A 25,516-nucleotide genomic window follows, 5' to 3' on the forward strand; every position below is an offset into this window, starting at 1 on the left:
CCTCCATATTTCTAATTTGTTTTATTTTTCTCTGATTGTGATATCAAACTGAATGATTCCATGATGAATTGCTCCATCGGTTTCTTCTTCTTTTGTCGTCATCATCATTGAGAGTTTATTTAAATCAACATAAAAACCACTTAGCTCTAAGTCATTTAATAGCGACTCTTTAACTAAATGGTTCATAGTTTTTGATTCAAGGCTTTTAGTTGATTGGCTAAAAGTATGAATCGTTAAATTGTGAGTAGTCCTCTTGTCGCCCTTAGTCAAATTATCTACAGTGACATCTTCACCAATAAGAATATAAGGAAATTGAGCGTTTGGAGGTCTAAGATCGTAAGTAGTATAATGAGCTGAAAGCTTCTGATATACAGCTTTTTGAAGCTCAACAGTAGGAATAAGATTAGTCGTCAAATGCTCAACCTCCTTAATGCGGCTTTCATATCTTCTATATACTTTGTTTTACTTCGTGCATGTGCTGGAGTCATATAAGGCTTTGCTGCTTGTCTGGAAGTACCAAACTCAACCGCTAAGGCATATTCAACATTAGTTGAAACCATCGCACTCATTCCACCAGATTCAAGAGAAGTAGCAATAGAACGTCTTAAATGACCTGTATCAACAGGAACTAGCCTTTTAGCATCAGATTCTAACTGGAGGGCAGTCTGAGAAACAACTTGCTTTACGCTACTCTCCAAGCTGTCTGAGATGCTTTGCATGGTTCTTATAAAGCGATCTAATCCCTCAATTTCAACCAAATTAGATCACCTCCAGAAGAAAGATAATATAAGGAGTAGAAGCGAATCCTAATGATTCAATGACTCTATATTTTTCATTTGTCTTCACATTTTTAAGCTTGAGAGATTCATTAGGATTGATTACATCCTTTGTAATTAATCTAAGTCCTTTTGTTGTAAGAAAACCCTGTTCTTTTAGAATAGTTTCAGCTTTAACAGGAGTTGAATGAGCTTTAAAAGCTGTTCCCTGAATCTCGGTTAAATCATATCCACCCATTCCATCTGATACTTTTTCATCTTCAATAAAAACAAAATCTTTATTAAACATCATAAGAATCTAATCCGATTTGTTTGATTAATAAGTTTCATATTAGCTTTATAGGCTTCAATGAATTGTCTATTAGAAGAAAAATGATCTTCATTAAATGTATGTGAAACAATATCAACAGATTCAGATTTCAAACCTTCTGAGCCTCTTCTGTTCCATCTTGAAACAACAGCTTCAATCAGAATAAATTCTAACGATGCAGGAATAGTTGATTCATTAATTTCTAAAATCAGAGCATTTGAATACATATCAATGAATTGCTCTAATAAAAAATCATCACTTGAAGTTTCTGCTACAAGAGATAAGCCTAAAATGCGTTTAACTCTATCTAACATTTAAACGCCTCCTTAAACCTTTGATTTTCTACGTGTATTTGTTCTTGGAGTCTTCTTTTCAACAGGCTTTTCATCAGTGGCAACCGATTTAGTAACCTGCTGTTTTTGTTCTTCTTTTTGTTTTGCTTCTTTCTCTTTTCTGAGTTTTTGAAGCGTATGATGAAGTAACAAATTTGCCACCTTCTTTCATTTTCTATCAAAAAAAATAGGCAGCCATCCATTTGAATGAACCGCCCATTTATATTCTGAATACTATTCAGTTAAATATGTTTATGCTAGAGTAATTTTGACAACTTTAGAAGCATCACGTAAATGAGTAGCAAAATGAGCATCAGCTGAAAGAACAGTTGCTTTAGTCAAAATGTTACGATCATCTTCTACGTCTACATCTTTAGACATGTAAAGACCTACAGCACCCGGCTTAACTACATAAGCAGTTCCAGCTGGAACTTTAGCAGATACTACAATATCCAAGTCAAAAATCTTACCGTCTGCATAGTTTTCATCTTTACGAACTGAACCAAAGTTTGAAGGGTTAACTACAAGAGTTTTCTCTCCATCTTGATTTTCACCATAAAGAGCAACTGCATCAATTACTACGTCACCAGTTAAAGCACCAGTAGCTGGATGAGACAAAGTAGCTGTAGCAAGTGCTGCAAACATTTTGTTTTCAATTCCTGCTGTGATTGATGCAGTAAGCTGATCTTCTGCTTCTCCGACTGGATCACCAAATGAACCTTTAGCCGCTTCATCTGTGATTTCAACAGCCTTAGCAACTTTTTCAATTGCCAATGGTACTGAGTTAGCAGTTAGCAAAGTAGGATCAATAGCTACGCCTTCAGCAACTACATCAGCATCACCGATATATTCATATTGAGGAACTGAAATAGAGCCTGATTGCTCGTTTTCAAAGTTTTGTACAAATGCTAGTGGATATAGTTTAAGATTCCCAGGAATTTTCGAAGTTACTGCATCAGCAAAAACCTCTACGTTTACTAAGTTTGCTTTTTTCGTTTGTGTCATAATATTTATTTCTCCATTCTAATTTGAGTTTTATTTTGTACCCTGAAAATTATTAGCCTTTTAATTGGGCATAAAGTTGAGGATCAGTTTCTTTTACATTTAATTTTTGTGAGTAATTCATTTGACGGAATTCATCTTTTGTTACATTAAGTAGACTTGATTGTTTATTGCTACTTTGTGGAGTTTTACCTTGAACACGCTCATTAACAGCTTTTTCAAGAGCTATAGTAAAAGCCTTATCCCATTCAGCTTTAAAAGTTGTAATGTTTTGATGAACCTCTTCAGCTGTTTCACCATTTACAAAATCAGCAAATTCAATTGGCAAATTCTGAGTAGATAGCTCTTTAATCGTTTGATTCTCAAGCTTTTCTTTTAAGAATGATTTTCTTTCATTCTCAAACTCTTCTTTTTGTCGATTTAATTCAGCTTGGAAACGTTCACCCTCAGTCATTTTTGCAAGTTTTTCAGCTTCAGACTTTTCTGATTCAAGTTGAGTTTTAAAATCTTCTTGCCATTTAGATTTAGCAGTTTCCAGTGCTTTAGAAACTTTCCGATCTGTTTCGGCCTGAATCAATTTTTCTACTTCTTCTTCAGAAAAAGTTTTTACTGTTTCTTCTTGCGTTTGCTGAGTTTGTTCATCTTCCTGCTTAATTTCTGTTACCTCTTCTTGCTGTTTGTTCAATTCGTCCATGTTTAACTCTCCTTATGTCCTGCCCGTTGCAGTGCCCCGACCAGTCCAATTTTTTTAGTAGTTGATGCAAAAAAATAGAGACACCTTTTAAAGTGTCTCTTGATGTAGCGATATGAAGCCCTATAGTATAAATGTGATTAAGTTGCAGTTTTCTATTACTTCAAATATTTAGATGCCCATTCTTCATAATTCATATTAGGAACAATGAAAGAATTCCCCTGTACATCCCTAGCTCTACGCTCTCTTAATTCGATATCAGGGAAATATGGAGAAATAGCTGATCTACAATTAGGATGCATAGGAGGACAATTAACGCCTACTTGCTTATCTTTAAGCTTAAAAATTTTGCCATCTAATGACTGACAAGTTTTAGAAGTCTTGCTATCTAATGTGCCTAAGAATACAAATGAATCTAACTCTAGCTTTTCATATCCTTGAGCTGTTGCCTCTGTGACTACGTACGCTGTCTCTGTTCTGATAAGTCTCAGAGAATCCTTATAGCTGCTATCCATGTTACCGCTCAGCTGTCTGCTCATCCTCTGAACGCTTGAGCCTTTGATGAGTCCATTTGTTATAGTCGATTTCATCTCTTTTGTAAGCTTAACTTTGTTATCCCAAATCAAATCGCTAAACATTGCTCCACTCCACGGATATTTAATTGCTAACTCAACCGCTGAATGATCGATTTTAGCAAACGATACGCCAACACCTGTCCCGATTGCCATAGTATAAGCAGTTGAATATAAAGTATTCTCAAATGTTTCACTCAGTATTTCCTCCATTGTTAATTGCTGTGAGTAGCCTAATAGCAATACCTTTGCATCTATTTCAGAAAGTAAAGCATTGAATCTATTCACTGATGCTGATTGATACAGCCGTTGCATTTCAGCGATAACAAAAGGATTGTTAGTAGCTACCGCTCGCCTTTTTAATGTTTCCATTCTTGAGCCATAACTTGCAAAATCAAATGCGTTTAATTGCTTCTGCGCTTCTGCATAAGTCACATTCTTGTCTGTAGCATATTTAGTATAGAAAGCAGATAGCGTTTCCTGAATCTCATCAAATGCTTTTAGATATTCTTTCTGCATAAGCTTTTCAGATACTTTTAACTTCTTAAATGCCTCATCTTGAGTTTCTTTACTTCTCTCAATCCAATAATCCTGATTGTTTAAACCTGCGTATTGTTCACTGGCTATAACTGTTCACCTCTTTCAAATTAAAAAAGAGATAACCAAAATGGCTATCTCGGATTGATAATATTTATTTGCCTAAGCTTTCATATAAAGAACCTTCTTTTTCTTTCTCTCTTAGCTCAATTTCATAGGCTGAATCCTCGATAAAAGGAAGTAGGCTAATCAAAGTTTTATCTGAAAGAATACCGCTAAGTTTCTCAATAATATTGGCAATTGTTTCATTGTTAGATGGCATGTTTCTAGTGAATGACATTGTGATTGAATTAGAATCATATGAGCCGCCTTTAGTATTTAGGAATTTAGTAATTAGCTTAAGCCGCTTTTCTAATCCCTTCTTAAAGAATCGTTCTTTAACTGATACAGCTGATTCAAGACCGAACAATTTAAACTTAAGAGCTTCGCCTGAGCTTGTACCAAAAGATTCATCACTGATATTTGGAACAAAACTGAAAGTATGAATGTCTTGTTTCAATCGTTCTGTATATTCCTTAACTCCGGCAATATCGCCTTTCATCAAGAAATCTGCTGTTCCCTTTTCACCCATTAACATAACTCTATTTTCCTTCATTGCTTCTAAATCTTCGCTTTCTGCTTCAATTCCAGACAGAACTAAATAAGCATCAGCAAAATACTCTAAAGAATTCATCTGATCTGAAGTAGATAAATCATAAGCATCAATAAGCTTCAATACATTTTCAAAGTCTCCGATTGTCTCATCATTATTCAAATACTGGATTACAGGCACTTCTTTATAATAATGTTGCTCTGGTTCATCCACTAATCTAAATTCGTCCTTTTCTTGAATGTAGGAATAGATGAAATCTTTATCATATACTTCTGCATACAGAACGGATTGCTGAGTTTTGTAATTCTCAACTTCATAGAATCGCACAGCTGCCAATGGCTTAGATTGAATGGAATTATCGTGAACCATAAATGTTTCTTGAGGATCAAGATAAGCCATCTTAGTTTCTGAATTCTCATCAGTATAATGAAGCTCATAGCCTACTCCGAAAATTGAAACATCCTTTCCAATTCGAGAGTTCAAAGATTGCTCGTCATTAGAATCAAAGACATATTGAATCTTTTTCATCTGCTCTTCTTCGCTTGAAGCATAGTTAACAGGCTTGCCTAAGAAATAACCGCCAATTGTATCTACAATGTAAGTAGCATAAGGGTTAATAATTTTATTGTTTGGCTTAGTTGGGTCTTTCATTGTGCGATTAATGATAGTTTCATGCTTACCAGTGTAGTAATTCTTCAGCCGTTTTAAACGTGTGACTTCCTTTAATTTATAACGATTGATAAGCTGCAAAATAAGCTCACCATTTAACTCTTCAGCATTTTGGATCTTGTACTTCTCCATTGTTTCACTCCTCAGTGATTGATTTTTGAACATAAGAAAACACCTCAGCAAATCGCTGAGGTGTTTAGGCAGTATTTTCTTAAAACAAAACTATATAAATTCTTCTACTTTTTTCTTTATATATTCTCTATCCTTCAACCTTGTTTCTCTTTTGAGTAAAGCCTTGCTAGTTTTTTGCTCTGCTACAGTAGAGATAGTGGAAATAAGAATCGAACCAGCTATTAAGACTAGTATGAAAATCAGAGTATTGTTATTAACTGTTAAGTCTCTATCTATAAAGATAAGAAAAGTTCTATAGGCTAGCCCGAAAATTAAAGCAGCAAAACCAAAAATCATTCCATAGCTTGAATATTTTAAAACTCTTGAGCTTTTATATATCATCCATAAAATTCTCTGTTTAATTTTATTTTCAAAACTTCCTGTTATAACATTTTCATAATGATGAGTAAGAAAATTAGACCAGTATATAAGTTCTATAATCTTTGCTAGATTATGAAAATCCATTTCATACTGACTATACTTTTCGTGTCTTTCCACTTTTTCTTTTAGTTTTAAAAATTGAGAATGCTCTTGGAGTAAAAGAGTTGTATTTATATTCTTTTTATAAAAAGAATATATTAACTCTTTAATCTTCTCTTCCCATTTATCTTTTGGAGATGAATATATATCTAACATACACAAGTATAAATGCTCCGTTGATTTTTGATATCCTTTAGAACCGTCTCTAAATGAATTAATGGAATTACTGAATGCAATATAAATCAATGAAGTAAACGCAATGATAACTGAAATTAAAGTTAAATTATCCATTAGTCCTCCTCATCTTTTCAATTCTTTTTTTATGAGAATCTCTTGTCTTTTGCTCCTTTTTGATTTCTCTTCTTATTATTTTTAATATATATTTATCAAAAGGCAACCCTAATTCTTTTCTGTAGTAATTAAAACTATAATCCACATGATCCAATAATCGGCTATCTTCATCTAGTTTTATAAATTGATTATGCTTATCCTGAGCTTGATTTTGGCTACTAATAACTATATCTTCACGAATAGACCAAATAATTCTATCCATATCTGGGCTGATAAGCTGATAATTATCTTCTACAATGGTTTCAATAGATTTAAAAGTATCTTGTGTAATTCCTTCATATCCATCGCCAGGATAAACATCTCTCATAATAAGCTTAGTTATAGGTGTGTAAACTTTATGAAGAATATCAACTTTGTAACTGTTCGCCTGCGATCTTGATTCCTGCTTAATTAAAAAATAGTAATTAACTAGATTGGTAAAAATTATTGCTAAAGAAGAACTTATAAGTGCTATTATGACTTCTCTCAAGTTTCCAACTCCACTTTTTCTTTTAATCGTACCATTAAAGGCAATATCTTCAAAATAGATTTTAGGATTTGCAAGAACTTAAATACCAAATACCGACTTACTCATAAATTTAATCTTATTCTTGCTATTAAAACGCTCTAGGCTATATCTGAGAGCATCAATCAAGTGATTATAGTTGTCTACAGGCTGATTTAAATACTGCCCTGTAGCCTTATCCTTCTTAAAGCTGTAGTTCTCTAACTCATCAATTACATGAATACAAGAAGGATGGACAACTATATCAAACTGCTGAATGAATCCAATACCATTCATGATTGAACCAGCACCCTTTTTAGCTGGCTTGATTCTATTGATTCCATAGCCTTTAATTTCTGCAATTGATTTCTGCTCAGCACTATCAGCAATAATGATTTCTTTGCTATAACCCTTTTCATGAATCCTAGCAGCAAGCTCATTATTTAATAAGCCTTTTTCATATAGTTCATCAAAGATGTATATTTTTCTATTCTGCACATCGACCAGAGAAGCAACTAAAGTAGATGGATCTGCTACATATCCAAAATCCATTCCTATAGCTGATTGCAAACTAGGATTATTTTTAAGTAGATATTTATAGTTGAAGTCCTCAATTTTGAAGTTATCAAATACACGCTTTCCACTATGTCCCCATAAACCTAACCCGAATACCCGATACTTTTCAGGGTTTCTTTCCTTCATATCGAGAATATTGTTAATGTAGGCTTGATCTAGGAAGCGATTATCTTTATAAGTTGAATGACATACCGATGTATCAGGCTTAGGATTATCAAAAAACTCAGCTTTAAGCCATGATAAATTGCTGACTGGGTTAAATGTAAGATAAAACTGCTTCTTATGCCCTTTCCCTCTCAGTCTTAACTCCAGCTGATTAAAGATTTCTTTGCTTAATTCTGAAGCTTCTTCAATCCAACATAAATCAAAGCCTGAAATACTCAGCAGTTTAGTTTCCTCATCCGCTCCTTTAAATACAATCTGAGAACCATTTGGAAATTCCATCTTATGAGTCGTCTTAGATACTTTGATTAAATCTAATATCTGCATACCTCTTAACGCTTCAGTAATCTCAGTGAATACAGAATCTTTAATTGATGAGAAAGTTTGCCGAACAACTAACAGCTTTTTCTTATCTTTTAATAAATCAATTATTAGTTTATGAGCGACAAAATGACTTTTCCCCGATCCTGCTGAACCTAAGAAAACATTGTACCTAGCATCTGATACTAAGTAGGGAATGTATTTTTCATTAAAGAATGAACGATCTAAATTTAATTTTACTTTTGCCATCTAATATCTCCCTATTAAAAAAGAACACAAAAAAGCCACTTCAAATTAATGAAGTGACTTGAGTTTCTTCCTATAATGTGTGTAATTTATTGAACGTTTCGCATAGCTAAAATCAGATCATTGTAGAAGAGTTTGCAAACTCCTTTATCTACAAGATTGATGCTATAGCTATTGCGAGAAGTAGAAATTTCAACATCCCCTAATAACATTCCGCTGTCTAAGCTGATCTCCTGAATGTGCTTCAAGAATACTGATGTGATTTTCTTCTTGCCTACTGCTGTATTATTGAAAACTAGCCTCTCATTCGTGATAAAGCAAAATTCAAATGCTAATCCGTAGACATTTTGAAGTTGCTCATCAGGTAAAAATAAATCTTCTACCTTACTTAGATACTTCTCACGTGCCTTATCTGCTGCCTTATGACTTGCTGTTTCTATATCTGCATTATAGCTTGCTGCCATCTTCTTAAACATTTCTATTCCTCCTAATTTCTGATATTAAAACTCATCTTCTACAAACGTTTCTAATTGATTGATGTCATGTCCGAAAATTTCCAGCTCGACTGATTCACCAGTTAAACTCTTCATAGCAATATTCATTTGCTCGGTAATTGTATCACTGAATTTCAAAGCAAATTCTTCTGAAGTCATACCATTTACTGCAAATTGAATGCTCATTGTTCCGTGAGTTGAAACCTCTTTAGTTGTTGTCATAGTTGCTGTCATAATAATCATTTCCCCTATCCAATTTTAGTTTGTATTCTTTTAAATCAATTATAAAACTTATACATTTATAAAACATATAAGAGTATTAAAAGTTATATGCCTTAAATACATATTAGCATAATTATAAAAGAAAGCAAGTTTATTTATGGAAATTATTTTCAGATTATTATTTCATATGACTATATGCTGATATGTCTCACCTTTACGAATTGAATGAATGACAGTCTTAGAAACAGCATATTGCTCAGCTATTTCATTCTGAGACATAGAGCCGGATTGAATTAGCAGTTTAATTTCTCTAGCTTGTTCATCTGATAAAGCTGGATTGGGATTTTTAAATTTGATAGCGTGACCAGCATCTTTAAGCTTCTTAATGAAAGTCTTAAGCTTATGCTCAGATAAGTTTAGTATCTCCTGTAATTCTTTCTTTGTATGCTGACCAGCTTTGATATGATTATTGATATTCTCAATTTGTTCTGGAGTGAAACCTATAGCTCTTCCACTTGCGATTGATTGAGGCTGACTAGTTGAAACAGAAGTATACTCATCTTCAATATAAGAAACTCCCTTATTGATTTTCCCTATTGTAGTTTTAGATACGTTGAATTTATTGGCTATTTTAGCCTGAGATAACACTCTTTCAGATAATAACTTTTTAATTTGCTGTACATTTTCAAATGTAAGTTTAGAATTAACATTTGCCGAACCTCTAGTTTTAGCTGTTGTAAAGTGTCCATCATTCTCAGCGTACTCTATAGGTGTATCATCTATTTCAAATACAGATATATCTGTCACACCTTGAATATTGTTATAGCCATGCTCATATGAATCATAAAGTGTAATGTAATATCTCTGACGTTTACAAAGCTCTCTGATACTCTTACAGCTCTCTAAACGTTCCCATGTAAACTGATTCATGTCATACTCTACGAAAGCCTGAGCAAGCTTAGAAAGGCTATCAATACTATGAACGCTAGAGCTAGCTGTTGATTGTAACAATGATCTAAGTTGATCCTGATGAGTTGCATGATATTGCTTTCTCACATCCAATGGATAGAGACTGATGCCAATATATTTCTTTTGATTCTGCTGATTTGTAATTGAGTAGATAAACATTAGCTTCATTCCTCCTATTAGATGTGATATTCAAAGCATATGTAAACTTAGAGTCTCACATGATTAGCTGAAGTCCTAAGTTTGAATGTGATTAAGCAACATGCTTCCATGTTCTATTAAGCTTGATAGAGTTTACAGTTGATTGAGTTACATTAAAGAAGTTTGCAATGTCTTGCTGTGTTAATTTAGTTTCCTTCAGCAATCTTCTAATCTCTCTGACATCCTTGTCAGTAAGCTTTGCCATACCTGACAACTCTCCAGCATGCTTTCCAATTGCCGACTTACTCATATTTAATTTATGCTGATCTGATTTAGAGACTCCTAACTTCTTTTCTCTCATCATGCTCTTAGCTTCCTCTGAATGCTTCCTACCTGACAATCCTTGTTTGCCATACTTATTACCATTCAAACCTGTGTAGTATGAAAGATGTTGATTGATATAAACACCTTCAAGTAGTAGAGCATCTTCTTTATTATCAGATGTATCAATCACAGTCCATTCAAAGTTTTCTTTGCCATGTTCTGCAATAGATTGATGAAGCTTACCAATAGGATTCTTAACAGCTTTATATTCGTGTGCATACTTTCTGCTATTCAATGTTGAACTTGTACAGCCGATATAGATTTCACTTGTAATTTTGTTTTCTGCTTTATAGATAATGTGTTCCTTTGTTCTCGCCATTATAAATTCCTCCATTTTTTTCTTATAGTTTTATTTGCACAACAAAAAAGAACCACTCCAATTTCTGGAATGATTCTGATTGATTGCTATTAGATTTTTAAATTGATTGCAGTTTTCTAACTGCCCTATAAATTGTAGCTTTACTAATTCCTGTTATCTGTTCAATCTCTTTGACTGTCTTCTTATTGCTATCTCTATTATTGTAAAGTTCTATCGCATGATTTAAACCCTTGTGCTTGTCTGTATAAGTGTTAGGTCTACCTTTATAGACTCCTCTTTCTTTGGCTAATGCTATGCCTTCTATCTGTCTTTCTCTTGTCATATCAGCTTCAAACTCTGCAATACCAGCAAGCATAGTAATCATCAACTTTCCTATTGCTGTAGAAGTATCAACTTTCTGTCCGCCCATGTTCAGGACAATTAAGAATACACCTTTTTCATTTAGTAGCTCAATAGTATTTAAAGCATCCTTTGCACTTCTGGCAAATCTATCAAGCTTAGTAACTATGATTGTATCTCCTGCTACAACTTTATCTAAAAGCTTATTGAATTCTGTACGATCAACTTTCTTTCTACCGCTTACTTTTTCTTCATAAATAACTTCGCAGCCAATTTCTTTTAAAGCGTTTAATTGAACAGTTAAATCCTGTCCTTTACTTGATACCCTAGCATAGCCGTATTTCATATCATTCACCCCTTCAATTATGACACATGTATATGAGACTCTTGTAAGTCAATAATATCAAGGGTTCGATAATGTGTCAATAGACTACACTCAAATGACACAAACTATTCATCTAACTCATCATAGTCAGCTTCATAATAATCATCATGCTTAATAACCTTATTCTTCTGCTCAATGATTTGATTAGTAGATGATTCAATCAATGCTGCTGGATCAAAACCTAAATCTATAACGATGTCATGAGTAATATCAATCTTATCAGCAAACAAGCCTTTATTTTTCCCAAGCAATTCAGCTGATTTAATTCTGTCCATAATCTTATGCTCAGGATTTGTCATAGTTGAAGTAAGGAAGTTTAAAATGTCTTCTTCTGTTGCGATTCTTTTGCTGGAGAAAACTTTTTTTGCCTGCTCAGCTGTATATTTAACAATTTTAGGATGCTTTGCTAATCTACTTCCTGCTGCTGATGTTGAAGCATTATTTTCTTTTTTGTATGCTATAGCATAGGATTTACCGACTTCCCCAGTGGACATATATAATTCAGCAAAATGTCTTTGCCTCGCATTTAATCCATTTTCATCTAATTCCTCGACTTCATTTTCATTAACATAATTACCATCATCATTAACACTTTTTTCAGTTTCCATCTATATTTTCAACTCCTTTCCTATCAATTTCATTTTTATGTAGCATTCATAAATTTAAGCATAAGAAAAAGTCATATCAATTAAGATATGACTACTTGAATCTATACTATAGCTTTATTTAGAAATTCAATTAAATCTTCTTCCCTTAAAACGTTTGATTCTATAAATGGCATAAATTTTTTAAATGTCACAGACAAATGAGTTTCATAGGTTCCATTGCTTTTAAGATATTTAAACACGACATTCAAAGGATCATCTTCATTGCGTTCTACTATTATAGCTTTATTGAGAAAGACATATTTATCCGAAAATTCTGTACAAGTGTGTTTATAATACTTTTCATCAGTTTTAGTCAATGCTGGTGATACTTGATCAATATAAGTCTCTTTAAAGTAATTTTTTAGTTTAATTTGCGAGTTAGTATTCTCTAAAAATTTTTCTATTTTAGCTTTTCTCTTTAATTCTGTTTTTATTTCTTCTAAATTTTTCATTTTTTCACCTCCTAACCTAATACTAGTTTAAAAGGAAATGTTTGTATGTAACAACATTCTGATAAATAAGCTTTTCCCTATATTATTTTCATTATGTAGAAGCCTAGAAATCAATCTAAGCTAATTTTCCTGTGTAGCATATCTACAACATTAGGATTAACGCTTTTTTCTTTATAATAGTTTTCAGCACGTTCGATAGCAAAATCTCTAATCTTATTCAAATCATAGTTACAATATTCTTCATAAACTCCACCAGCAAACTTTAAACTAGCCTCATCCATCTCAGCATATTTAAAATGAACAGTTAAAAACTCTAATTCTCCTGTAGTATCACTATAGCTAAATTCAACTTTCAATAATTTCACTTTTTCCTCAATTGTCATTTATATGTCCTCCTTCGTAAGAAGCAATCTGTTTATTTCTATGCTACCTTCTCAATTGCAATATTTTAGATATTCAAATTTAAAGCATAATAAAAACGCCTTAGCAGATGCTAGACGTTTGTAATTTACAATCCAATAAATGCATCCCAAAACAATAATGCCGCCATGATGAATAGCACGATTCCGACTGCCAATAATGGTAACGAAAGAATGGTACCGCCTAATATCAGTAGAAACTTATTCCCTGTCGGACGCTTGCCTTCTTTCGGCTTGCTAATCTTACCTGTTCGCTCTCGGTGATCAGCCATTACTTTTGCGTTACTTTCTTTGATATCGGTTTTCATTTTCTGCCATGCGTTTGCCAAATTTTTAGCCCCCAATGATTCTTTTATACTAGTGTACAGGAGAAATGACACATCTACAATGGAGACTAAACTTTTCTTATTCCCAAAAACCCTTATCAAATTCTTTCATTACTTTTTTATGTGTACTTCCAGCAATCACAATAACAATCAGTAACCAAACTACATAAATGCCTACAGCAATAATTAATGGTAAGAATACTAACCACCAACTCCACGCAATAACTCCAGTTAGTTGTAATACTACAAATATAATTGTTAAAACTTCTAAGAATCCCATCAATTATTACCTCCCAGTTTTCCAAATCCTACATATTTAAGCCAATATTCAAACGGATCAGCTTCTTTTAATTCCATTTCTTTTTTCTCTACTTCAGTATGTGTAGATTTCTTATCTTCAACATTATTAGTTTTCATCATAAGTCTCTCCACTCCAATTTAAATTTTCTCAGCCTAAGCTATCTAAAATTGTATATTCTCCTGCTATTCTGTCGCTCATCTTCAGAATACCCATTTCATAATTACCTTCTTGCAAATGGCTTGTTTCATCAATGTACTTTTGAATGCTATCCATATATAAATTAGTCTGAATTATCTTATCTAAAATTGAAGCTATATAAGAGCCGTTCATATTTCCCATTTTCAATCGGCTAATAACATTCTCAATGTCACTATATAATTTGTTTAAATACATATCAGCGTAGTTTAAATATGTTTCATGATGTCCATTGTTAGAATAAGTAAAGAATTTCACTTTAAACTCTGGATCACTCGCTTTAACATCATCAATTACATTTAGCAGCACATTTTTAAGCTCTTTCTTTTCGGCCTCATTCATTTCAGACTGAAGCAATCTATTTTTAATATTCTTTAAGTCCTCAATCATATATCCATTCTTTTTTACTGTAGCAATTGCCATTTCAATTTCTCCTGTCTACTTTTCATCTTTTTAAGTCATCTAATATGCAATAAAAACGGATGCAGCAAGACAAATATCCTGCTGCTAGTTTCTTCTTAATATTTTTCATTTACATGAAACCCTTATACTCAATTTTCTCTCCACCGTACAATTCTTCTTTATACTTTCCAATCAGTTCAGTTGCTTTGGATGCTAAAACAGTTTTATTAGAGCTAAATGGGTTGAAAATCATCTTTCCACCTCTATTAACGTTGTTGCTTTCTTCAATTGAGTATTCAATCGTGTAGTCACCACTAGGCTCATAGAAGCTAATTTCTAACTCTACAAAAGATAGGTCACTATCAAAATCATCTTTCTGAAGCTCTAGCCGATCTAATTTTTCATCTAACTTAGCTTGTCTCTCAGTTTCTTCAACTTCCTCATATTTCTGACTGATTGATTCCCACGCTTCTAAAGTTTGATTCTTAATCTTTGTCCAAGCATTTTTAACAGCCTCTTCAGTTTTCTCAAAGCTCTCAATAGATGAATCTAGCTCTTCTTCCATAACGATATATGCCGTTATAAGCTGTTCAATGACATCGCCTTTTTCCGACAACTTATAAATCTCGGCTTTTTTGTCTACAATTTGTGCTTTATTTAAGATGCTGTTTTGTTTCTGAATCAATGTATCAATTAAAATATCCATCTCCGTCATTTCCTCAGTCTCCTTTTTCTCTTCTGGGTTACCCCAGTTCTTTATTAAATTTTCTAGATTAAACATTTCCTTCTTCTGCTCATCAGTAAGATAAGCAGGGGTTAAATTATGCTTGTACATCTACAATCACCCTCACTTTCCGCTGATCTTCATCAAGTCCGGTTTTAATCATTTCTAATGTTTCTTCCATACTCTCAATTGATTCATTTAACTTTTCTATCTGAGCATCAATTTTCATAAGCAATTCTAGTTTTTTCATCAGTTATCTCTCCCATTTCAATTCATTCTTTTTACTTTTCCCAACTTTTATGTTATTGTTATAATGGTTTAATCTATACAAATTTATTTAATATGAAATAAAAAAATAAGACTCTTCTTTATCAATTTAATCTATCTCTCCCATAGCAATAACATCATATGAAGCTCCTGAAGTCGTCAAACGTCTTGCGATGTGTAATTTTTTCTTTCCTAAATCAACTGGCTTTTTCTGAATCAACTTATCTTTCTTCTTATCATAATCATATTTATCAGGATACTTGAAAGCTAAATTCTCTCGTTTCCATGCTTGATGCCTTTTTAGACTCCATCTATTATTTTCTGATTCTTTGCGATAGAATTTAACTACAGATGTATCAAATGCCTCAAGCTTATTTAGTCTTGCCTCAATCAACTCTACAATCTTATACAACGTCTTTCCTTCTATAACTGAATTCTTATTGAACATTGCACCAGTAACATTGAATACGTCCGAATTTGATAAATTATCATAAACTAAATCAGATAGGAATGAATTTGTCATATTGGCAACTATCCAATTTGAGAAAAATTGATTTTGCTTGTCTATCATCTCTTCTTCACAATAAATAATGTCAATAACTCCATTCCAAAATTTAAGTTCACTTTCTTTTCTAAGTTGTAAATTCGTTTGCTTTCCTAATGGATTTTCTTTTTCATAGGCTTTCAATGTTCTTTCTAAAATATTTCTCTTAATTCTGCTAACTCCTGAAGCTGACATTCCTGTTATTTCTTCCTTATCATTCATCGTATAACTATTCTTTGTAGTTCCCTCATGATCCGCTTTTTCCATATCATCAAGGAATTTTAGTTGTTTCTTAGTAAGAATACGTTTCTTAGACTTTTTAAACCATTGCATGAAATGACTTCCCTCAGTATTTCCACCTGCAAAATATAAGCTTGCCTCATCGCCTAAAAGGTTCATTAATGGCTCTTGATTTCCATCTGCACCTTCTACTAATTCATCAGTTGATTGAGCACCTATACTAGTATAAATAGTGGCTTTATAGCTTGATCCGTCTGCTAAATATTGAGTTTCAGTAGTTTCTCTAATTTCATCTTGCAATCTTACATATCTCGCCATTGATTTATCTAAACCAACATTTACATATGCAAACAATATATTTAAGCTACTAAAGTTTTCTGTTAGGATGCCTCTCCAGTTGTAGTTAGCTCTGATACTGATTTCAGGCTTAAAGCTGCTTACAATAGTTTGAGTCGCTATGGCAACTTCTCCAAGCCATTCATCTAAGTGTAAAGGTGCTTGATCGTATGCTTTACGGTTAATCCTAACTTTTTTCCAAGAATTATGAACCCTAGAATTAAACCAATCATTTGAAGACTTCATCTGATGCTTTACATAAGTTCCATCAGGAAATTTATAACCCATTGGAGACTTTTTAATTTCCATTACCCATAACTCCTCTAAAAACTGTTGCTTAATTTCTTCAATTTCTTTATCAGAATATAATTCAGAACCATATGTTTTATTATCAATCTCTACTTTTACCATTTCCCGTTAACCCCATTTTCTTTTTTTCTCTTCTCTATCTCTCTACTCTTACTTTGCTTTTTCTTTAAGGTATTTCTTAATCATGATTAATTTATCTATACGAAAATCAAAATATGAGTTTCTCCACTTAGACAATGAGTTTAAGGGAATTCCGATTTCACTCGCTACAAAACCCATCTTAACTCCGTTATCTTTAAGATAACTTTGAAACTCGTTTCTTACTTCTTCATTATGATTCATATTATTTCACCTCTTTCATTCGCCTTTATTTATAATTCCATTGTTTATCTTATGAATAATTATTTTCCTTATTCTCAAAAAAATTGACTTAATAGCTATAATGGAAGGAATAACTATTAAGCATTTCATGGAGGAATAAATAATGACAAAAATTAACCCATGATTACAATTTCGAAAACTAGGAGAAAAAGGAAAAAGAATGAATTGAAAACTATCACAAGGAAAACTATCTTATAGGCTTATCGCCTACATAAATATAAATGCAGACTTGTTGCACTTTTCGTAGTATGAAATTAAAAATTGATAAATAAATTAACTAATTCACACGACCATATAAGCGCACTTTGCTTATATGGTCTGCGAAATACAAGCGGACTTTGCTTGTATGAGTCTTATATAAAATTTATCCATATCGTTGGCAGGTATGCCAACTCTGTTCGCAAACAAGTTTGCTCTCTAAGAATTCATATTTAATTTTCATTTACTTTTTGGACATTTTTATGGAGTAAGCTTATATATAGCTTTATCCAAATTTTTGTCCTAAATTTAATTTATAATGTTATCTAATACTTCCCAGTAACCTACTTTAATATTCTTACCGTCTTTTAATTCATTTGTTCTTTTTGAGACAATCAAATAATTCATTTTATTTAGCTTGAAGTATTCATTTAATAAGCTAATACCTTTTTGCAATCTTCCTCTTGAATCTTTTAAGCATATTTTCTCAACTAATTCTTTTTGTTCGTTTTTAAAAAGCTTTCGGCCTATAACTCTTTCTAAATAGGTTTTCAATTCATCTTTAGCTTGAATATCTTCGAGAATAGAGTATTTTTTAATATGAAATATTGAAGCAATGTATTTACAATAAGCCTGCTCCCGATTTCCCTTAATAGCTTCTATCTCATTGACATCAATAATAGCTTTAAAAAACATTAAATCATTTCTTCTTTTTTCATATCCACTATCAGTTAACTCATCATAAATAATATGACTTTGATCCAACTCTCGATAGTATTTCTCTATATACTTATCTTGTCCATTTTGAGTAAAGTAAGCAGCCATCTCTACTTTTTTTCTAGTCTGACTTTCTCGACCCCCTAAACTTTGACCACTTATAACTTTAATTCTAAGAGTAATCTTATCTTCCTTATTCTTAAGTCTCTTGCGACCAATACACTGAATAAGTGTTCCTGTATCGCTCACATCAGCTACAATGTGACTTAATTCATCGTCAATAATGTTGACTCCTGCATCCATTACAGTAGTTGTAATTAAAATAGATTCTTCAAAGCGTTCATTCTTGAGCATATTATTAATCTTTTCAGCGTTTACATGTTGATAATAGCCATCAGCGTTATTCTTGCTGCAATTGAATAGAGCAAAATCTTTATATTTCTCATAAAATTCATATGCTTTCTTAGCAGACTGAATGAAAAATATAGTCTTTCTATTTAGTTCTATTGCTTCTTTAGCGTATCTGTCTAATGTTTCATCATTTGCATAAAACTCTAAACTTTGAATAAATGAAAAGTCTATTGGCAACTTATAATCAATTGTCTTAACTTTCTTATGCTTATTAATGTATTTCTGCATGTTTCCACTAGTCGCACTCATGAAGATTCTAATCTTATTAGTTTGCTTTAGAATTGCTTCTAGAGACAAATCAGTATATTTGTTGTAGCTAGCATCGGAAAAAAAATAATGCATTTCATCGGCACAAATTATGTCATACTGATCAAAATTGAATTCTTGCTTATTCTTCATTTTGTATTCAATCGATTGATAAGTCATAATGTCAATTACATCAGTCTTATTGTCTTTCTCGATTTCCATTTGAAACTGATTAACACAATTGGTTCTATGAATTAGCATAAGAATTCTCTTCTTATCTCTCTTGGCAATCGCATATAAATTATTTTTAATAAAATAGCTCTTGCCTGATCCTGTACCTGCTTCAATAGTTACTACATCTCCAATATTCCAGCTTTCAATTTCCTCGATTGTTACTACTTCTGATACTCTCATTTAATTTTCCCGTCCTTTTAGTTTTAATTTTATTTACAGATGATAAGCTGGTTGCTCGCCATCTGTATATTATTCGCTTTTAAAAGTTCCTATTAAATTACTCAGTTTTTCAGATTGGTAAAACGCCCAATAAGTTTTATTAGAATTAAGATTTATTCCTTTTCGTTCCCACCTCAGCCCGTTAAGTCCTAAATGTTTTCTAAGTTTCGGATTGTAGCAATAGAAATATTTTTTCATTCTAAAAGTCCACCTTTATAATTATTTTTTATATTATTTTACATTTGAAGAATTTATTTACATTAAATGAAACAACAAAAGCGCAATAGGCTCATTTCAGCCCATGCGCTTCAATAAAATATCAAATTCTTATTAAATTATCCCTATATTATACATTATACGGTTGAGCCTCGATTTTATCAACCACTATTTTAAATAATTTTTCATACTATTTTACTATATCCTTCTTAATATTCACCATATGTTTTCAGCCGATTCTTAGATATGCTTTTATGTACGCCTCTAAGAATCTCAGTTAATCGTAGAGAAGCCTTAGCTGGATATTAGGGTTAGTAGCTACAAATACATAGGATGCTTTAAATCGTTTCATATGATTAAAAAATCTTTTAATAGTTTTATTTTTAGAAGAAAATAGATCTCTTCACTCTATATTCCTCATTCAAAATCTTATAAATCCCTATTTCCAATACAAAATAAACTCCTGAATGTGTATTGACAAGGTTCATAGATATAATAGTTTCATCTACACATTTAAAACGGCTCTGAGAGCTTCTGAGAGCTGAAGCCACTCCTTATACAAAATGAAAAAGCACCTCATTAGTTTGAGGTACTAATTATTGCAATACTAATCCTGAAAACTAGTCATAATCCCATTTTCAAAATATAGATATTTATAATTCGGATAAACCCATTGTTCTCTAGTAGTAGTAGCAGTTACAGTTCTATTTACTGATTGAGGTTTCCCCCATGTTGATCCTTCTACCTCTTCTGGAGTCATACCGATGGCAGGATTATATTCAGGCTTATTATCTTCAATATTAAAAGCACGAACTTTTTTCCAATCATCTTCTGTAACCCCATTGCTAGATAATAAACCGACTATTTCTCCCCATCTAATTCCTCTATAAGGTGATTCAACATTATCATATAGAGCTACATAAGCGGCATGATCGTCTTGATTCTGTAATAAGTGAGCATAAGCTAATAATGCCTGGACTTCCTGATTATCTGCAAGAAAACCAGTAGTTTCTAAATATCCTAATTCAGTAGTTGGATTGTTACTTTCATCAAAGTTTTCAATATAAGTATCAAGCATTGTTATGGCTTCTAAAGCATATTTTTCTTTTTTATCTTCTATAAGTTTTATATTTTCTTCGTTGATATGCTCCTCAGAAATATAGCTTTCTAAAAATACATATTTTTCTAAATCTGATTGAACAATATTTACTATGGCTTCATTATAAATAGCAAGCAATTCGTCATTTACTTCAATTCCACTAGAGCCATATACAACATCATTTTGGAAATCTTTTATTAAATCACTTTCTTGACCATAATTAAGTTGTTTATTGTATTTTTCTAATAGCACTTGTGATAATGCGGTTGACTGTTCTACCTCTGCTTTTACTTCATTTCCAGAATCGCTACAACCAGTTAATATCACTGCCGCTAACAAAAAATATCCTAAGTTCTTCTTAATTGTAATCACTCCTTTATTTAATTTAGATGGCATATAGATAAAATATTCACACAGTTAATTATACCATTACTATAAGACTACAAGATATACTAAATAAGGAAATAATTAAACTTATTATATAGTATTTTATTTCTAGCATCCATACAACCTTTTACATTCCTTTTTTAACAGCTAATCAATTGCTGAAGGCTTCTACCCGAGATAAGTGAATAAGAATTCACCTTTATAACAAAGTCGTCTTAACAGTCTCACAGGATTAAAAATGAACAAATAAAAAACACTCTCAAGTCAATGAGAATGTTGGAATGGTTATTCTACTTTGTTTACCGTTAGGAAAACATCTAATACTTCAGAAATGATTGATCCACTATCAAAAATATTAATTCTGCTTTTAACATATTTACACTCAAAAATACCCTCTGAGTTCTCTATTATAACTTCATCCGTTTCTTTGATTAGCTTTAGTTGTTCAAGCATATCAGCAGTTTCAAACTCAAGAATCATCTTTCCTGAGTCATTGTCATAATAATAAATATTGTATGCAATACTATTATCTGGCTCTAAAACTACTAAATGATCTCCATTAGGAATAGGAATTATAGAATGAAGCTTATAACCTTCTTCATTTACATTGTAGTTTACATACTCTTTGAGTCCAGCTGCTTGAACGTCTGTAGCTTTATCATCAGTTCTTGTAGATGAGTTTCTTTCAATGATGTATTCCATTTTACACTTCCCATTCCGATTTAGTGATTAAACTTACTTTAAGACTTTAAGTATTACTGGACTTCTACCATTTACTTTTTTAATTTCTATATATCCTTCTTCTACTAGTTTATAGAATGAGTTACCAATTTCATGAGAAGAAAATTGAATATAATCTTTTTTAATATTTTCTAAATTTTCATCTACCAATAGATGTCTAAAATTTAATAGCGTTTCATATGCGCCTGCATAATCCATCTAATCACCTCTAAATATTTTAGAATTTCATTAATAATGCTTCCTTGTTTCTAATACTTTTAATAATGAACTTTCCAGCATAGTGTATTGCAGTTTCATCTTCTCCAAAGAAGGCGATATTATCAATCATAACCCGCTTATTAAGTAGAGAGCCTATTTCATTCGCATATGATTTTGAATCGAATGATATAACAAGCTCAGAACCACTTTTTGTAAAAATTCCTGTAAATTTATATGGCTCTTCATTAATACTCATTGACTTAAAATTTTTCTCCATTTCCTCTCACCTCCCATAAATCAACATACCACTTTCAAACAATTTAGTATAGTTAAATTTTACTATACAATTTCCTTATGTTGCTTAATGACTTGTTTTCTTCTTTTCATTCTCGAGATACCTTATGTAAGATTTTACATTGACTACTTTTTCAATAGATTCTCCATTCAGCAACATTCTCCATAGCTGATCCTTAGCTTGCTTAATCTCTTCTTCCAGTCTAGTTATACTCATTTCCATGTTTTCTTTTGTTCTTTCATCCATGTGTATTCTCCTCCTCAGGGTATATTTCTTTAATCTTTCGTGTCTATGTAGTTGACTTTCAACACTCTTAATTCAGCAGAATAGGAGGAAGCTCTAAGAAATTGGCGTAAATTTTCACCTTTGCTCAGACAAAGGAAAACAAATATTATCTGAGCAAAAGTGAAAATCACATATCATTCAGCGTCATAATCGGATTCTGAAGTTTCTTGTATGTCCCTCTTAAATTTGAAGTTTTCACTTCTTCCATCCTCATTCAATCATTGTCCTGAATGTGCCTCTAAAAGCTATTTAAAGCCTCCTAGAAGCGTGAATAGAATCACCCTAACAAGTAGTTAGCCAATGATCCACCGAACCTTTAAAGGCTGTTCTCGCCTGTTCATCATCAACCATAAGAGGGAATGGCTTAAAGATGATATAGGCGAATTTTCTGCATTGGCTCGCCGTAACCTGTCAAGTTTAGATTTAAGTCGTGTTACTAGGCATTCCACGACCAGCACAACAAAAAGAGGAGTCCCAACCGTCTGAATACGGTTAAAACTCCTCTTGTCTCCCTTGAATAAACCTATCCTATGTTGTAAGATAGATACATCAAGAGATTGCAAAAAGTGTTTTTCATCCGTGTAGTGACGGTTGATAAACGGTTTTCTGAGAGTTGGTAGCTCTAAAGAAAACGTTTTGTAATCTCTTATTTTTTTATGCTTATATGCGATTAAGAAACTCAATTTAATTAACTTATTTTCAACAACCTTTGAAAGCCTTGATATGACTGACTTTTCCAGTTTGTTGTATTCACCTCTTATTATATGCACAAATGCTTTACACCCTTTTTCATCTACTGCTGATGATTGTTTCGTAACGTTTGGAATAGCGATTGCAATTAGCACCGTAATAATTAACATAACAATTAGCATTTCAATTAATGTAAATCCTCTTTGATTTTTTAATAATCGCATGTTTTTCCTCCTCAAATGGTGTGGACTAAGTTATACATCGGCATCAAGATTGCTAAATATGCGCCTACAATACAGACCGCAATCATAATAAAAAAACTCGGCTGGATAATCCGCAATAATTGTTGTGTTTGCAGTTCAATACGCTCCATTAATACTTCGCTGTAAAGAATTAGTTCTTTGCCCAAATAACCGGTCATTTCACCGTGATGAACAAAAGCAGCCATATCCTTCGAGACAAACGAAAAACGATGGAGCGATACAGAAAAAGTTTGTCCCATCATCAATTCTTCATGTGATAACCGAGTCATAAATTGAATAATCTTATGGTAGTTCTGACGCTGCAGCAAATCGAGTGATTCTTGCATGGAAATGCCGCTGTGTAACAAAGTGCCGAGTTCTCGAGCCAATAGGTGTGACCAGTACAACTTCACAAAGCTTCTAATGACTGGAATGGCCAGCAACCAGTTAATTTGACGCTGAACTGGCTGTTTTTTCAGCAATAGCCTGAATACGTATATCGAAAAGGCCGCTATTGCAAAAAACGCAATGAAGAAATCCGGCAGACTAAGCAAATAAGCAGGAATTCCCGTTTCTCCATCTCCTGACTGCAATGATTTCATCATTGCCGTTAAATTCGGCACATAACTGGTCCGAAAAAATAAAAATAGAATTGAAGTAAAAATCAGCAAAGAGACAGGATAAATTAAAATATTTTTCAATTTTTTCTGCACTTGCTCCGTGCGTGCAAAACTCTTTGCAATACTGTCTATCGATTCCGGTAATCGCCCATGATATTCTGCGATTTCCACAGGAAATAATACATGATCCTTAAATCCCAAAAACTTTAGGATTTCAGCAGCATTACCGCCTCCTTTTAAGATACCCGTCATTCCGTTCAAGGTTTCTTCAAATTTCGACGTATGCATCGGCAACAATAACGTCAGCGCAACTGGTAGTAAATAGCCCTCTTTCATTAAAACTGCGAGACGCGTTAGAAATTGCTCACGGTCACGAAGACGAATCTTGTCGGAGCGCATAAGAAGCTTGAATCGCACCAATTTTCACCCCTTCCCGAATCTGCCCACTAAATGACAGAGAATCTGGCAATGCATAGGGTTTTTTCAAACTCGCTGACAGTAGAGCATCTTGTAATCGTTCACCTTCAAGGATTTCATACAGTGCACGGTGACAAGGTTCTGATTGTTTACTATCAGAAAACGTCGGAATTATTTTCTGAGCAGATACCGCCACTAAAGTCTGTGACATGTCTTCAAAAGAGACACCCAAATCATGCAATCGGTGTAGACAGCCAACAGAATGCCTAGCGTGAATAGTGGAAAAAACCAAATGACCTGTTAAAGCTGCGCGTACCGCAATTTGAGCCGTCTCGGCATCACGTATTTCCCCAATCATAATAATGTCAGGATCATGCCTGAGAATCGCTTTTAACCCTGCAGCATAGCTAAGACCTGCTTTTTCATTAACTTGAATTTGCAAAATTGCTTGATTTTTTCGTTCCACAGGATCCTCAAGCGTGATGATGTTACGGTTCAACTTTTCAGCACAATGTTTTAGCAACGCGTATAAAGTGGTTGATTTGCCACACCCAGTTGGGCCGGTTAGTAAAATAAGCCCTTGAGATGCCTCGGCCAATTTCTCTAATAACCGAGCCGAGTCACGAAAAGCAGCCAGCTGATGAATGGATTGAGCATTGTCGTCTGCCATGATTCGTATAACAATGCTTTCTTTCGTTAACACAGAAGGCAAAGTGGAAATTCGAAAATAATGAGATTGTTCGTTAATGGAGAGTTCGAATGAGCCAGTTTGGGGTTTTCTTCTTTCACTCATGTCTAAAAGGGATAAATATTTGAAATAAGCAATCATGCGATCACCCAAATCAAAGGGGAGTTGTGTTACTTGCCGCAGGTTCTGGAACGAGCGATACGACACAGTATAGCAGGATGGTTCGGGTTTAATATGAATGTCCGTAGTATCATTTTTTGCCGCATCGTGCAAAAGGTCTACACAGCGACGTTCGATAATCGATTGCATATCCACCTCCAGTTTCGGTTTGAACAAAGGCTGCCGCTCTGTTCCCCCATAGTATAACTAGCTCTTTTTAAGAAAGAAATAGTTTTTGTCAAAATAAAATTTTGACCTCCGAATTCGGGCTAAATCTCATATTTGAAGGGATTTATTTTTCTGTCGAAGAACAGGTTCGTATATTTTTT

At 33.0% G+C, this 25,516-nt stretch carries 37 protein-coding genes; all 37 read right to left on the reverse strand.

What is annotated here, in order from left to right:
- Window positions 1–21: 21 nt before the first annotated feature.
- The 37 genes from FQ085_RS06500 to comGA all read right to left on the reverse strand — a co-directional run bounded on the left by FQ085_RS06500 (window position 22) and on the right by comGA (window position 25,337).
- The gene (locus FQ085_RS06500) at window positions 22–414 is read right to left on the reverse strand and encodes a DUF3168 domain-containing protein (protein WP_188074723.1); all 393 of its coding nucleotides are present in this window, start codon (window positions 412–414) and stop codon (window positions 22–24) included.
- Complete coding sequence (locus FQ085_RS06505) at window positions 411–758, reverse strand: HK97-gp10 family putative phage morphogenesis protein (RefSeq protein WP_149456221.1); 348 nt, start codon at window positions 756–758, stop codon at window positions 411–413. Before FQ085_RS06505 ends, FQ085_RS06500 begins: the two co-directional genes overlap by 4 nt.
- 1 nt (window position 759) lies before the next feature.
- A complete protein-coding gene (locus tag FQ085_RS06510; RefSeq protein ID WP_149456222.1) occupies window positions 760–1,068 on the reverse strand; it encodes a hypothetical protein in 309 nt (102 codons plus the stop codon).
- Window positions 1,065–1,400 carry a phage head-tail connector protein gene (locus FQ085_RS06515; RefSeq protein ID WP_149456223.1) on the reverse strand — a complete coding sequence of 112 codons (336 nt, stop codon included), beginning with the start codon at window positions 1,398–1,400 and terminating at the stop codon, window positions 1,065–1,067. Before FQ085_RS06515 ends, FQ085_RS06510 begins: the two co-directional genes overlap by 4 nt.
- Before the next feature lie 12 nt (window positions 1,401–1,412).
- Window positions 1,413–1,571: a hypothetical protein gene (locus FQ085_RS18010; protein ID WP_188074724.1), complete on the reverse strand. Its 159-nt coding sequence runs from the start codon at window positions 1,569–1,571 to the stop codon at window positions 1,413–1,415.
- Between the two features lie 99 nt (window positions 1,572–1,670).
- Window positions 1,671–2,423, reverse strand: coding sequence for a phage major capsid protein (locus FQ085_RS06520; RefSeq protein WP_149456224.1), 753 nt, complete (start codon window positions 2,421–2,423; stop codon window positions 1,671–1,673).
- A 52-nt stretch (window positions 2,424–2,475) separates the two neighbouring features.
- The gene (locus FQ085_RS06525) at window positions 2,476–3,114 is read right to left on the reverse strand and encodes a DUF4355 domain-containing protein (RefSeq protein ID WP_149456225.1); all 639 of its coding nucleotides are present in this window, start codon (window positions 3,112–3,114) and stop codon (window positions 2,476–2,478) included.
- Between the two features lie 155 nt (window positions 3,115–3,269).
- Complete coding sequence (locus tag FQ085_RS06530; RefSeq protein WP_149456226.1) at window positions 3,270–4,202, reverse strand: minor capsid protein; 933 nt, start codon at window positions 4,200–4,202, stop codon at window positions 3,270–3,272.
- A 172-nt stretch (window positions 4,203–4,374) separates the two neighbouring features.
- Window positions 4,375–5,673: a phage portal protein gene (locus tag FQ085_RS06535; RefSeq protein ID WP_188074725.1), complete on the reverse strand. Its 1,299-nt coding sequence runs from the start codon at window positions 5,671–5,673 to the stop codon at window positions 4,375–4,377.
- Between the two features lie 90 nt (window positions 5,674–5,763).
- Window positions 5,764–6,483, reverse strand: a complete 720-nt coding sequence (locus tag FQ085_RS06540; protein WP_149456228.1) for a hypothetical protein — start codon at window positions 6,481–6,483, stop codon at window positions 5,764–5,766.
- Window positions 6,476–7,012, reverse strand: a complete 537-nt coding sequence (locus tag FQ085_RS06545; RefSeq protein ID WP_149456229.1) for a hypothetical protein — start codon at window positions 7,010–7,012, stop codon at window positions 6,476–6,478. The genes FQ085_RS06540 and FQ085_RS06545 overlap by 8 nt, the downstream gene beginning before the upstream one ends.
- Window positions 7,013–7,090: 78 nt before the next feature.
- Complete coding sequence (locus FQ085_RS06550; protein ID WP_149456230.1) at window positions 7,091–8,335, reverse strand: PBSX family phage terminase large subunit; 1,245 nt, start codon at window positions 8,333–8,335, stop codon at window positions 7,091–7,093.
- Between the two features lie 86 nt (window positions 8,336–8,421).
- Window positions 8,422–8,808, reverse strand: a complete 387-nt coding sequence (locus tag FQ085_RS06555) for a PH domain-containing protein (protein WP_149456231.1) — start codon at window positions 8,806–8,808, stop codon at window positions 8,422–8,424.
- A gap of 24 nt (window positions 8,809–8,832) precedes the next feature.
- Window positions 8,833–9,060 (reverse strand): hypothetical protein, encoded by a 228-nt coding sequence (locus FQ085_RS06560; protein WP_149456232.1) that lies wholly within the window; start codon window positions 9,058–9,060, stop codon window positions 8,833–8,835.
- Between the two features lie 171 nt (window positions 9,061–9,231).
- Entirely contained in the window at window positions 9,232–10,176 is a 945-nt protein-coding gene (locus FQ085_RS06565; protein ID WP_188074726.1) for a helix-turn-helix domain-containing protein, read from the reverse strand.
- Between the two features lie 91 nt (window positions 10,177–10,267).
- Window positions 10,268–10,858, reverse strand: a complete 591-nt coding sequence (locus tag FQ085_RS06570) for a GIY-YIG nuclease family protein (protein ID WP_188074727.1) — start codon at window positions 10,856–10,858, stop codon at window positions 10,268–10,270.
- Between the two features lie 97 nt (window positions 10,859–10,955).
- Window positions 10,956–11,543 (reverse strand): recombinase family protein, encoded by a 588-nt coding sequence (locus FQ085_RS06575; RefSeq protein WP_149456235.1) that lies wholly within the window; start codon window positions 11,541–11,543, stop codon window positions 10,956–10,958.
- Between the two features lie 104 nt (window positions 11,544–11,647).
- Entirely contained in the window at window positions 11,648–12,190 is a 543-nt protein-coding gene (locus FQ085_RS06580) for a terminase small subunit (RefSeq protein WP_149456236.1), read from the reverse strand.
- Between the two features lie 101 nt (window positions 12,191–12,291).
- On the reverse strand, window positions 12,292–12,681 hold the full coding sequence (locus FQ085_RS06585) for a hypothetical protein (RefSeq protein WP_149456237.1): 390 nt from the start codon (window positions 12,679–12,681) through the stop codon (window positions 12,292–12,294).
- A 110-nt stretch (window positions 12,682–12,791) separates the two neighbouring features.
- Complete coding sequence (locus FQ085_RS06590) at window positions 12,792–13,064, reverse strand: hypothetical protein (protein WP_149456238.1); 273 nt, start codon at window positions 13,062–13,064, stop codon at window positions 12,792–12,794.
- Between the two features lie 125 nt (window positions 13,065–13,189).
- On the reverse strand, window positions 13,190–13,429 hold the full coding sequence (locus FQ085_RS06595) for a hypothetical protein (protein WP_149456239.1): 240 nt from the start codon (window positions 13,427–13,429) through the stop codon (window positions 13,190–13,192).
- 76 nt (window positions 13,430–13,505) lie between these two features.
- Window positions 13,506–13,706 (reverse strand): transmembrane Fragile-X-F protein, encoded by a 201-nt coding sequence (locus tag FQ085_RS06600; RefSeq protein WP_149456240.1) that lies wholly within the window; start codon window positions 13,704–13,706, stop codon window positions 13,506–13,508.
- Entirely contained in the window at window positions 13,706–13,843 is a 138-nt protein-coding gene (locus FQ085_RS18015; RefSeq protein ID WP_188074728.1) for a hypothetical protein, read from the reverse strand. The genes FQ085_RS06600 and FQ085_RS18015 overlap by 1 nt, the downstream gene beginning before the upstream one ends.
- Before the next feature lie 31 nt (window positions 13,844–13,874).
- On the reverse strand, window positions 13,875–14,345 hold the full coding sequence (locus tag FQ085_RS06605) for a hypothetical protein (RefSeq protein WP_149456241.1): 471 nt from the start codon (window positions 14,343–14,345) through the stop codon (window positions 13,875–13,877).
- A gap of 109 nt (window positions 14,346–14,454) precedes the next feature.
- Window positions 14,455–15,159 (reverse strand): hypothetical protein, encoded by a 705-nt coding sequence (locus FQ085_RS06610; protein ID WP_149456242.1) that lies wholly within the window; start codon window positions 15,157–15,159, stop codon window positions 14,455–14,457.
- The gene (locus FQ085_RS18020; RefSeq protein ID WP_188074729.1) at window positions 15,146–15,298 is read right to left on the reverse strand and encodes a hypothetical protein; all 153 of its coding nucleotides are present in this window, start codon (window positions 15,296–15,298) and stop codon (window positions 15,146–15,148) included. Before FQ085_RS18020 ends, FQ085_RS06610 begins: the two co-directional genes overlap by 14 nt.
- Window positions 15,299–15,424: 126 nt before the next feature.
- The gene (locus FQ085_RS06615) at window positions 15,425–16,846 is read right to left on the reverse strand and encodes a hypothetical protein (RefSeq protein ID WP_149456243.1); all 1,422 of its coding nucleotides are present in this window, start codon (window positions 16,844–16,846) and stop codon (window positions 15,425–15,427) included.
- A 48-nt stretch (window positions 16,847–16,894) separates the two neighbouring features.
- Entirely contained in the window at window positions 16,895–17,086 is a 192-nt protein-coding gene (locus FQ085_RS06620) for a hypothetical protein (protein WP_149456244.1), read from the reverse strand.
- A gap of 546 nt (window positions 17,087–17,632) precedes the next feature.
- Window positions 17,633–19,111 (reverse strand): DEAD/DEAH box helicase family protein, encoded by a 1,479-nt coding sequence (locus FQ085_RS06625; protein ID WP_149456245.1) that lies wholly within the window; start codon window positions 19,109–19,111, stop codon window positions 17,633–17,635.
- Between the two features lie 862 nt (window positions 19,112–19,973).
- The gene (locus FQ085_RS06630; protein WP_149456246.1) at window positions 19,974–20,861 is read right to left on the reverse strand and encodes a hypothetical protein; all 888 of its coding nucleotides are present in this window, start codon (window positions 20,859–20,861) and stop codon (window positions 19,974–19,976) included.
- A gap of 276 nt (window positions 20,862–21,137) precedes the next feature.
- Window positions 21,138–21,554 carry a hypothetical protein gene (locus tag FQ085_RS06635; RefSeq protein WP_149456247.1) on the reverse strand — a complete coding sequence of 139 codons (417 nt, stop codon included), beginning with the start codon at window positions 21,552–21,554 and terminating at the stop codon, window positions 21,138–21,140.
- Window positions 21,555–21,587: 33 nt separating this feature from the next.
- Complete coding sequence (locus tag FQ085_RS06640) at window positions 21,588–21,791, reverse strand: hypothetical protein (RefSeq protein ID WP_149456248.1); 204 nt, start codon at window positions 21,789–21,791, stop codon at window positions 21,588–21,590.
- Between the two features lie 19 nt (window positions 21,792–21,810).
- Window positions 21,811–22,068 (reverse strand): hypothetical protein, encoded by a 258-nt coding sequence (locus FQ085_RS06645; protein ID WP_149456249.1) that lies wholly within the window; start codon window positions 22,066–22,068, stop codon window positions 21,811–21,813.
- 84 nt (window positions 22,069–22,152) lie between these two features.
- Window positions 22,153–22,332: a hypothetical protein gene (locus FQ085_RS06650; RefSeq protein ID WP_149456250.1), complete on the reverse strand. Its 180-nt coding sequence runs from the start codon at window positions 22,330–22,332 to the stop codon at window positions 22,153–22,155.
- Window positions 22,333–22,664: 332 nt separating this feature from the next.
- Window positions 22,665–23,285: a prepilin-type N-terminal cleavage/methylation domain-containing protein gene (locus FQ085_RS18270; protein WP_262499765.1), complete on the reverse strand. Its 621-nt coding sequence runs from the start codon at window positions 23,283–23,285 to the stop codon at window positions 22,665–22,667.
- A gap of 11 nt (window positions 23,286–23,296) precedes the next feature.
- Entirely contained in the window at window positions 23,297–24,340 is a 1,044-nt protein-coding gene (gene comGB / locus FQ085_RS06660) for a competence type IV pilus assembly protein ComGB (RefSeq protein WP_058385519.1), read from the reverse strand.
- Window positions 24,294–25,337 carry a competence type IV pilus ATPase ComGA gene (gene comGA / locus FQ085_RS06665; RefSeq protein WP_058385520.1) on the reverse strand — a complete coding sequence of 348 codons (1,044 nt, stop codon included), beginning with the start codon at window positions 25,335–25,337 and terminating at the stop codon, window positions 24,294–24,296. The genes comGB and comGA overlap by 47 nt, the downstream gene beginning before the upstream one ends.
- Between the last annotated feature and the right edge of the window lie 179 nt (window positions 25,338–25,516).

The organism is Planococcus sp. ANT_H30 (assembly GCF_008369335.1).
GTDB lineage: Bacteria > Bacillota > Bacilli > Bacillales_A > Planococcaceae > Planococcus > Planococcus kocurii.

Coding starts and splice junctions, on each gene's coding strand:
- FQ085_RS06590 (WP_149456238.1), bottom strand. CDS start 13,064: ATGACAATTGAGGAAAAAGTGAAATTATTGAAAGTTGAATTTAGCTAT.
- FQ085_RS06580 (WP_149456236.1), bottom strand. CDS start 12,190: ATGGAAACTGAAAAAAGTGTTAATGATGATGGTAATTATGTTAATGAA.
- FQ085_RS06615 (WP_149456243.1), bottom strand. CDS start 16,846: ATGGTAAAAGTAGAGATTGATAATAAAACATATGGTTCTGAATTATAT.
- FQ085_RS06540 (WP_149456228.1), bottom strand. CDS start 6,483: ATGGATAATTTAACTTTAATTTCAGTTATCATTGCGTTTACTTCATTG.
- FQ085_RS06645 (WP_149456249.1), bottom strand. CDS start 22,068: ATGGAGAAAAATTTTAAGTCAATGAGTATTAATGAAGAGCCATATAAA.
- FQ085_RS06525 (WP_149456225.1), bottom strand. CDS start 3,114: ATGGACGAATTGAACAAACAGCAAGAAGAGGTAACAGAAATTAAGCAG.
- FQ085_RS06650 (WP_149456250.1), bottom strand. CDS start 22,332: ATGGATGAAAGAACAAAAGAAAACATGGAAATGAGTATAACTAGACTG.
- FQ085_RS06535 (WP_188074725.1), bottom strand. CDS start 5,673: ATGGAGAAGTACAAGATCCAAAATGCTGAAGAGTTAAATGGTGAGCTT.
- FQ085_RS18270 (WP_262499765.1), bottom strand. CDS start 23,285: ATGCGATTATTAAAAAATCAAAGAGGATTTACATTAATTGAAATGCTA.
- FQ085_RS06620 (WP_149456244.1), bottom strand. CDS start 17,086: ATGAATCATAATGAAGAAGTAAGAAACGAGTTTCAAAGTTATCTTAAA.
- FQ085_RS06640 (WP_149456248.1), bottom strand. CDS start 21,791: ATGGATTATGCAGGCGCATATGAAACGCTATTAAATTTTAGACATCTA.
- FQ085_RS06530 (WP_149456226.1), bottom strand. CDS start 4,202: ATGCAGAAAGAATATCTAAAAGCATTTGATGAGATTCAGGAAACGCTA.
- FQ085_RS06625 (WP_149456245.1), bottom strand. CDS start 19,111: ATGAGAGTATCAGAAGTAGTAACAATCGAGGAAATTGAAAGCTGGAAT.
- FQ085_RS06585 (WP_149456237.1), bottom strand. CDS start 12,681: ATGAAAAATTTAGAAGAAATAAAAACAGAATTAAAGAGAAAAGCTAAA.
- FQ085_RS06600 (WP_149456240.1), bottom strand. CDS start 13,706: ATGGGATTCTTAGAAGTTTTAACAATTATATTTGTAGTATTACAACTA.
- FQ085_RS06550 (WP_149456230.1), bottom strand. CDS start 8,335: ATGGCAAAAGTAAAATTAAATTTAGATCGTTCATTCTTTAATGAAAAA.
- FQ085_RS06575 (WP_149456235.1), bottom strand. CDS start 11,543: ATGAAATACGGCTATGCTAGGGTATCAAGTAAAGGACAGGATTTAACT.
- FQ085_RS06510 (WP_149456222.1), bottom strand. CDS start 1,068: ATGATGTTTAATAAAGATTTTGTTTTTATTGAAGATGAAAAAGTATCA.
- FQ085_RS18015 (WP_188074728.1), bottom strand. CDS start 13,843: ATGAAAACTAATAATGTTGAAGATAAGAAATCTACACATACTGAAGTA.
- FQ085_RS06570 (WP_188074727.1), bottom strand. CDS start 10,858: ATGGCGAGAACAAAGGAACACATTATCTATAAAGCAGAAAACAAAATT.
- FQ085_RS06555 (WP_149456231.1), bottom strand. CDS start 8,808: ATGTTTAAGAAGATGGCAGCAAGCTATAATGCAGATATAGAAACAGCA.
- FQ085_RS06610 (WP_149456242.1), bottom strand. CDS start 15,159: ATGTACAAGCATAATTTAACCCCTGCTTATCTTACTGATGAGCAGAAG.
- FQ085_RS06565 (WP_188074726.1), bottom strand. CDS start 10,176: ATGTTTATCTACTCAATTACAAATCAGCAGAATCAAAAGAAATATATT.
- FQ085_RS06515 (WP_149456223.1), bottom strand. CDS start 1,400: ATGTTAGATAGAGTTAAACGCATTTTAGGCTTATCTCTTGTAGCAGAA.
- FQ085_RS18020 (WP_188074729.1), bottom strand. CDS start 15,298: ATGAAAAAACTAGAATTGCTTATGAAAATTGATGCTCAGATAGAAAAG.
- FQ085_RS06630 (WP_149456246.1), bottom strand. CDS start 20,861: ATGCCATCTAAATTAAATAAAGGAGTGATTACAATTAAGAAGAACTTA.
- FQ085_RS06635 (WP_149456247.1), bottom strand. CDS start 21,554: ATGGAATACATCATTGAAAGAAACTCATCTACAAGAACTGATGATAAA.
- FQ085_RS06560 (WP_149456232.1), bottom strand. CDS start 9,060: ATGACAGCAACTATGACAACAACTAAAGAGGTTTCAACTCACGGAACA.
- FQ085_RS06520 (WP_149456224.1), bottom strand. CDS start 2,423: ATGACACAAACGAAAAAAGCAAACTTAGTAAACGTAGAGGTTTTTGCT.
- FQ085_RS06605 (WP_149456241.1), bottom strand. CDS start 14,345: ATGGCAATTGCTACAGTAAAAAAGAATGGATATATGATTGAGGACTTA.
- comGA (WP_058385520.1), bottom strand. CDS start 25,337: ATGCAATCGATTATCGAACGTCGCTGTGTAGACCTTTTGCACGATGCG.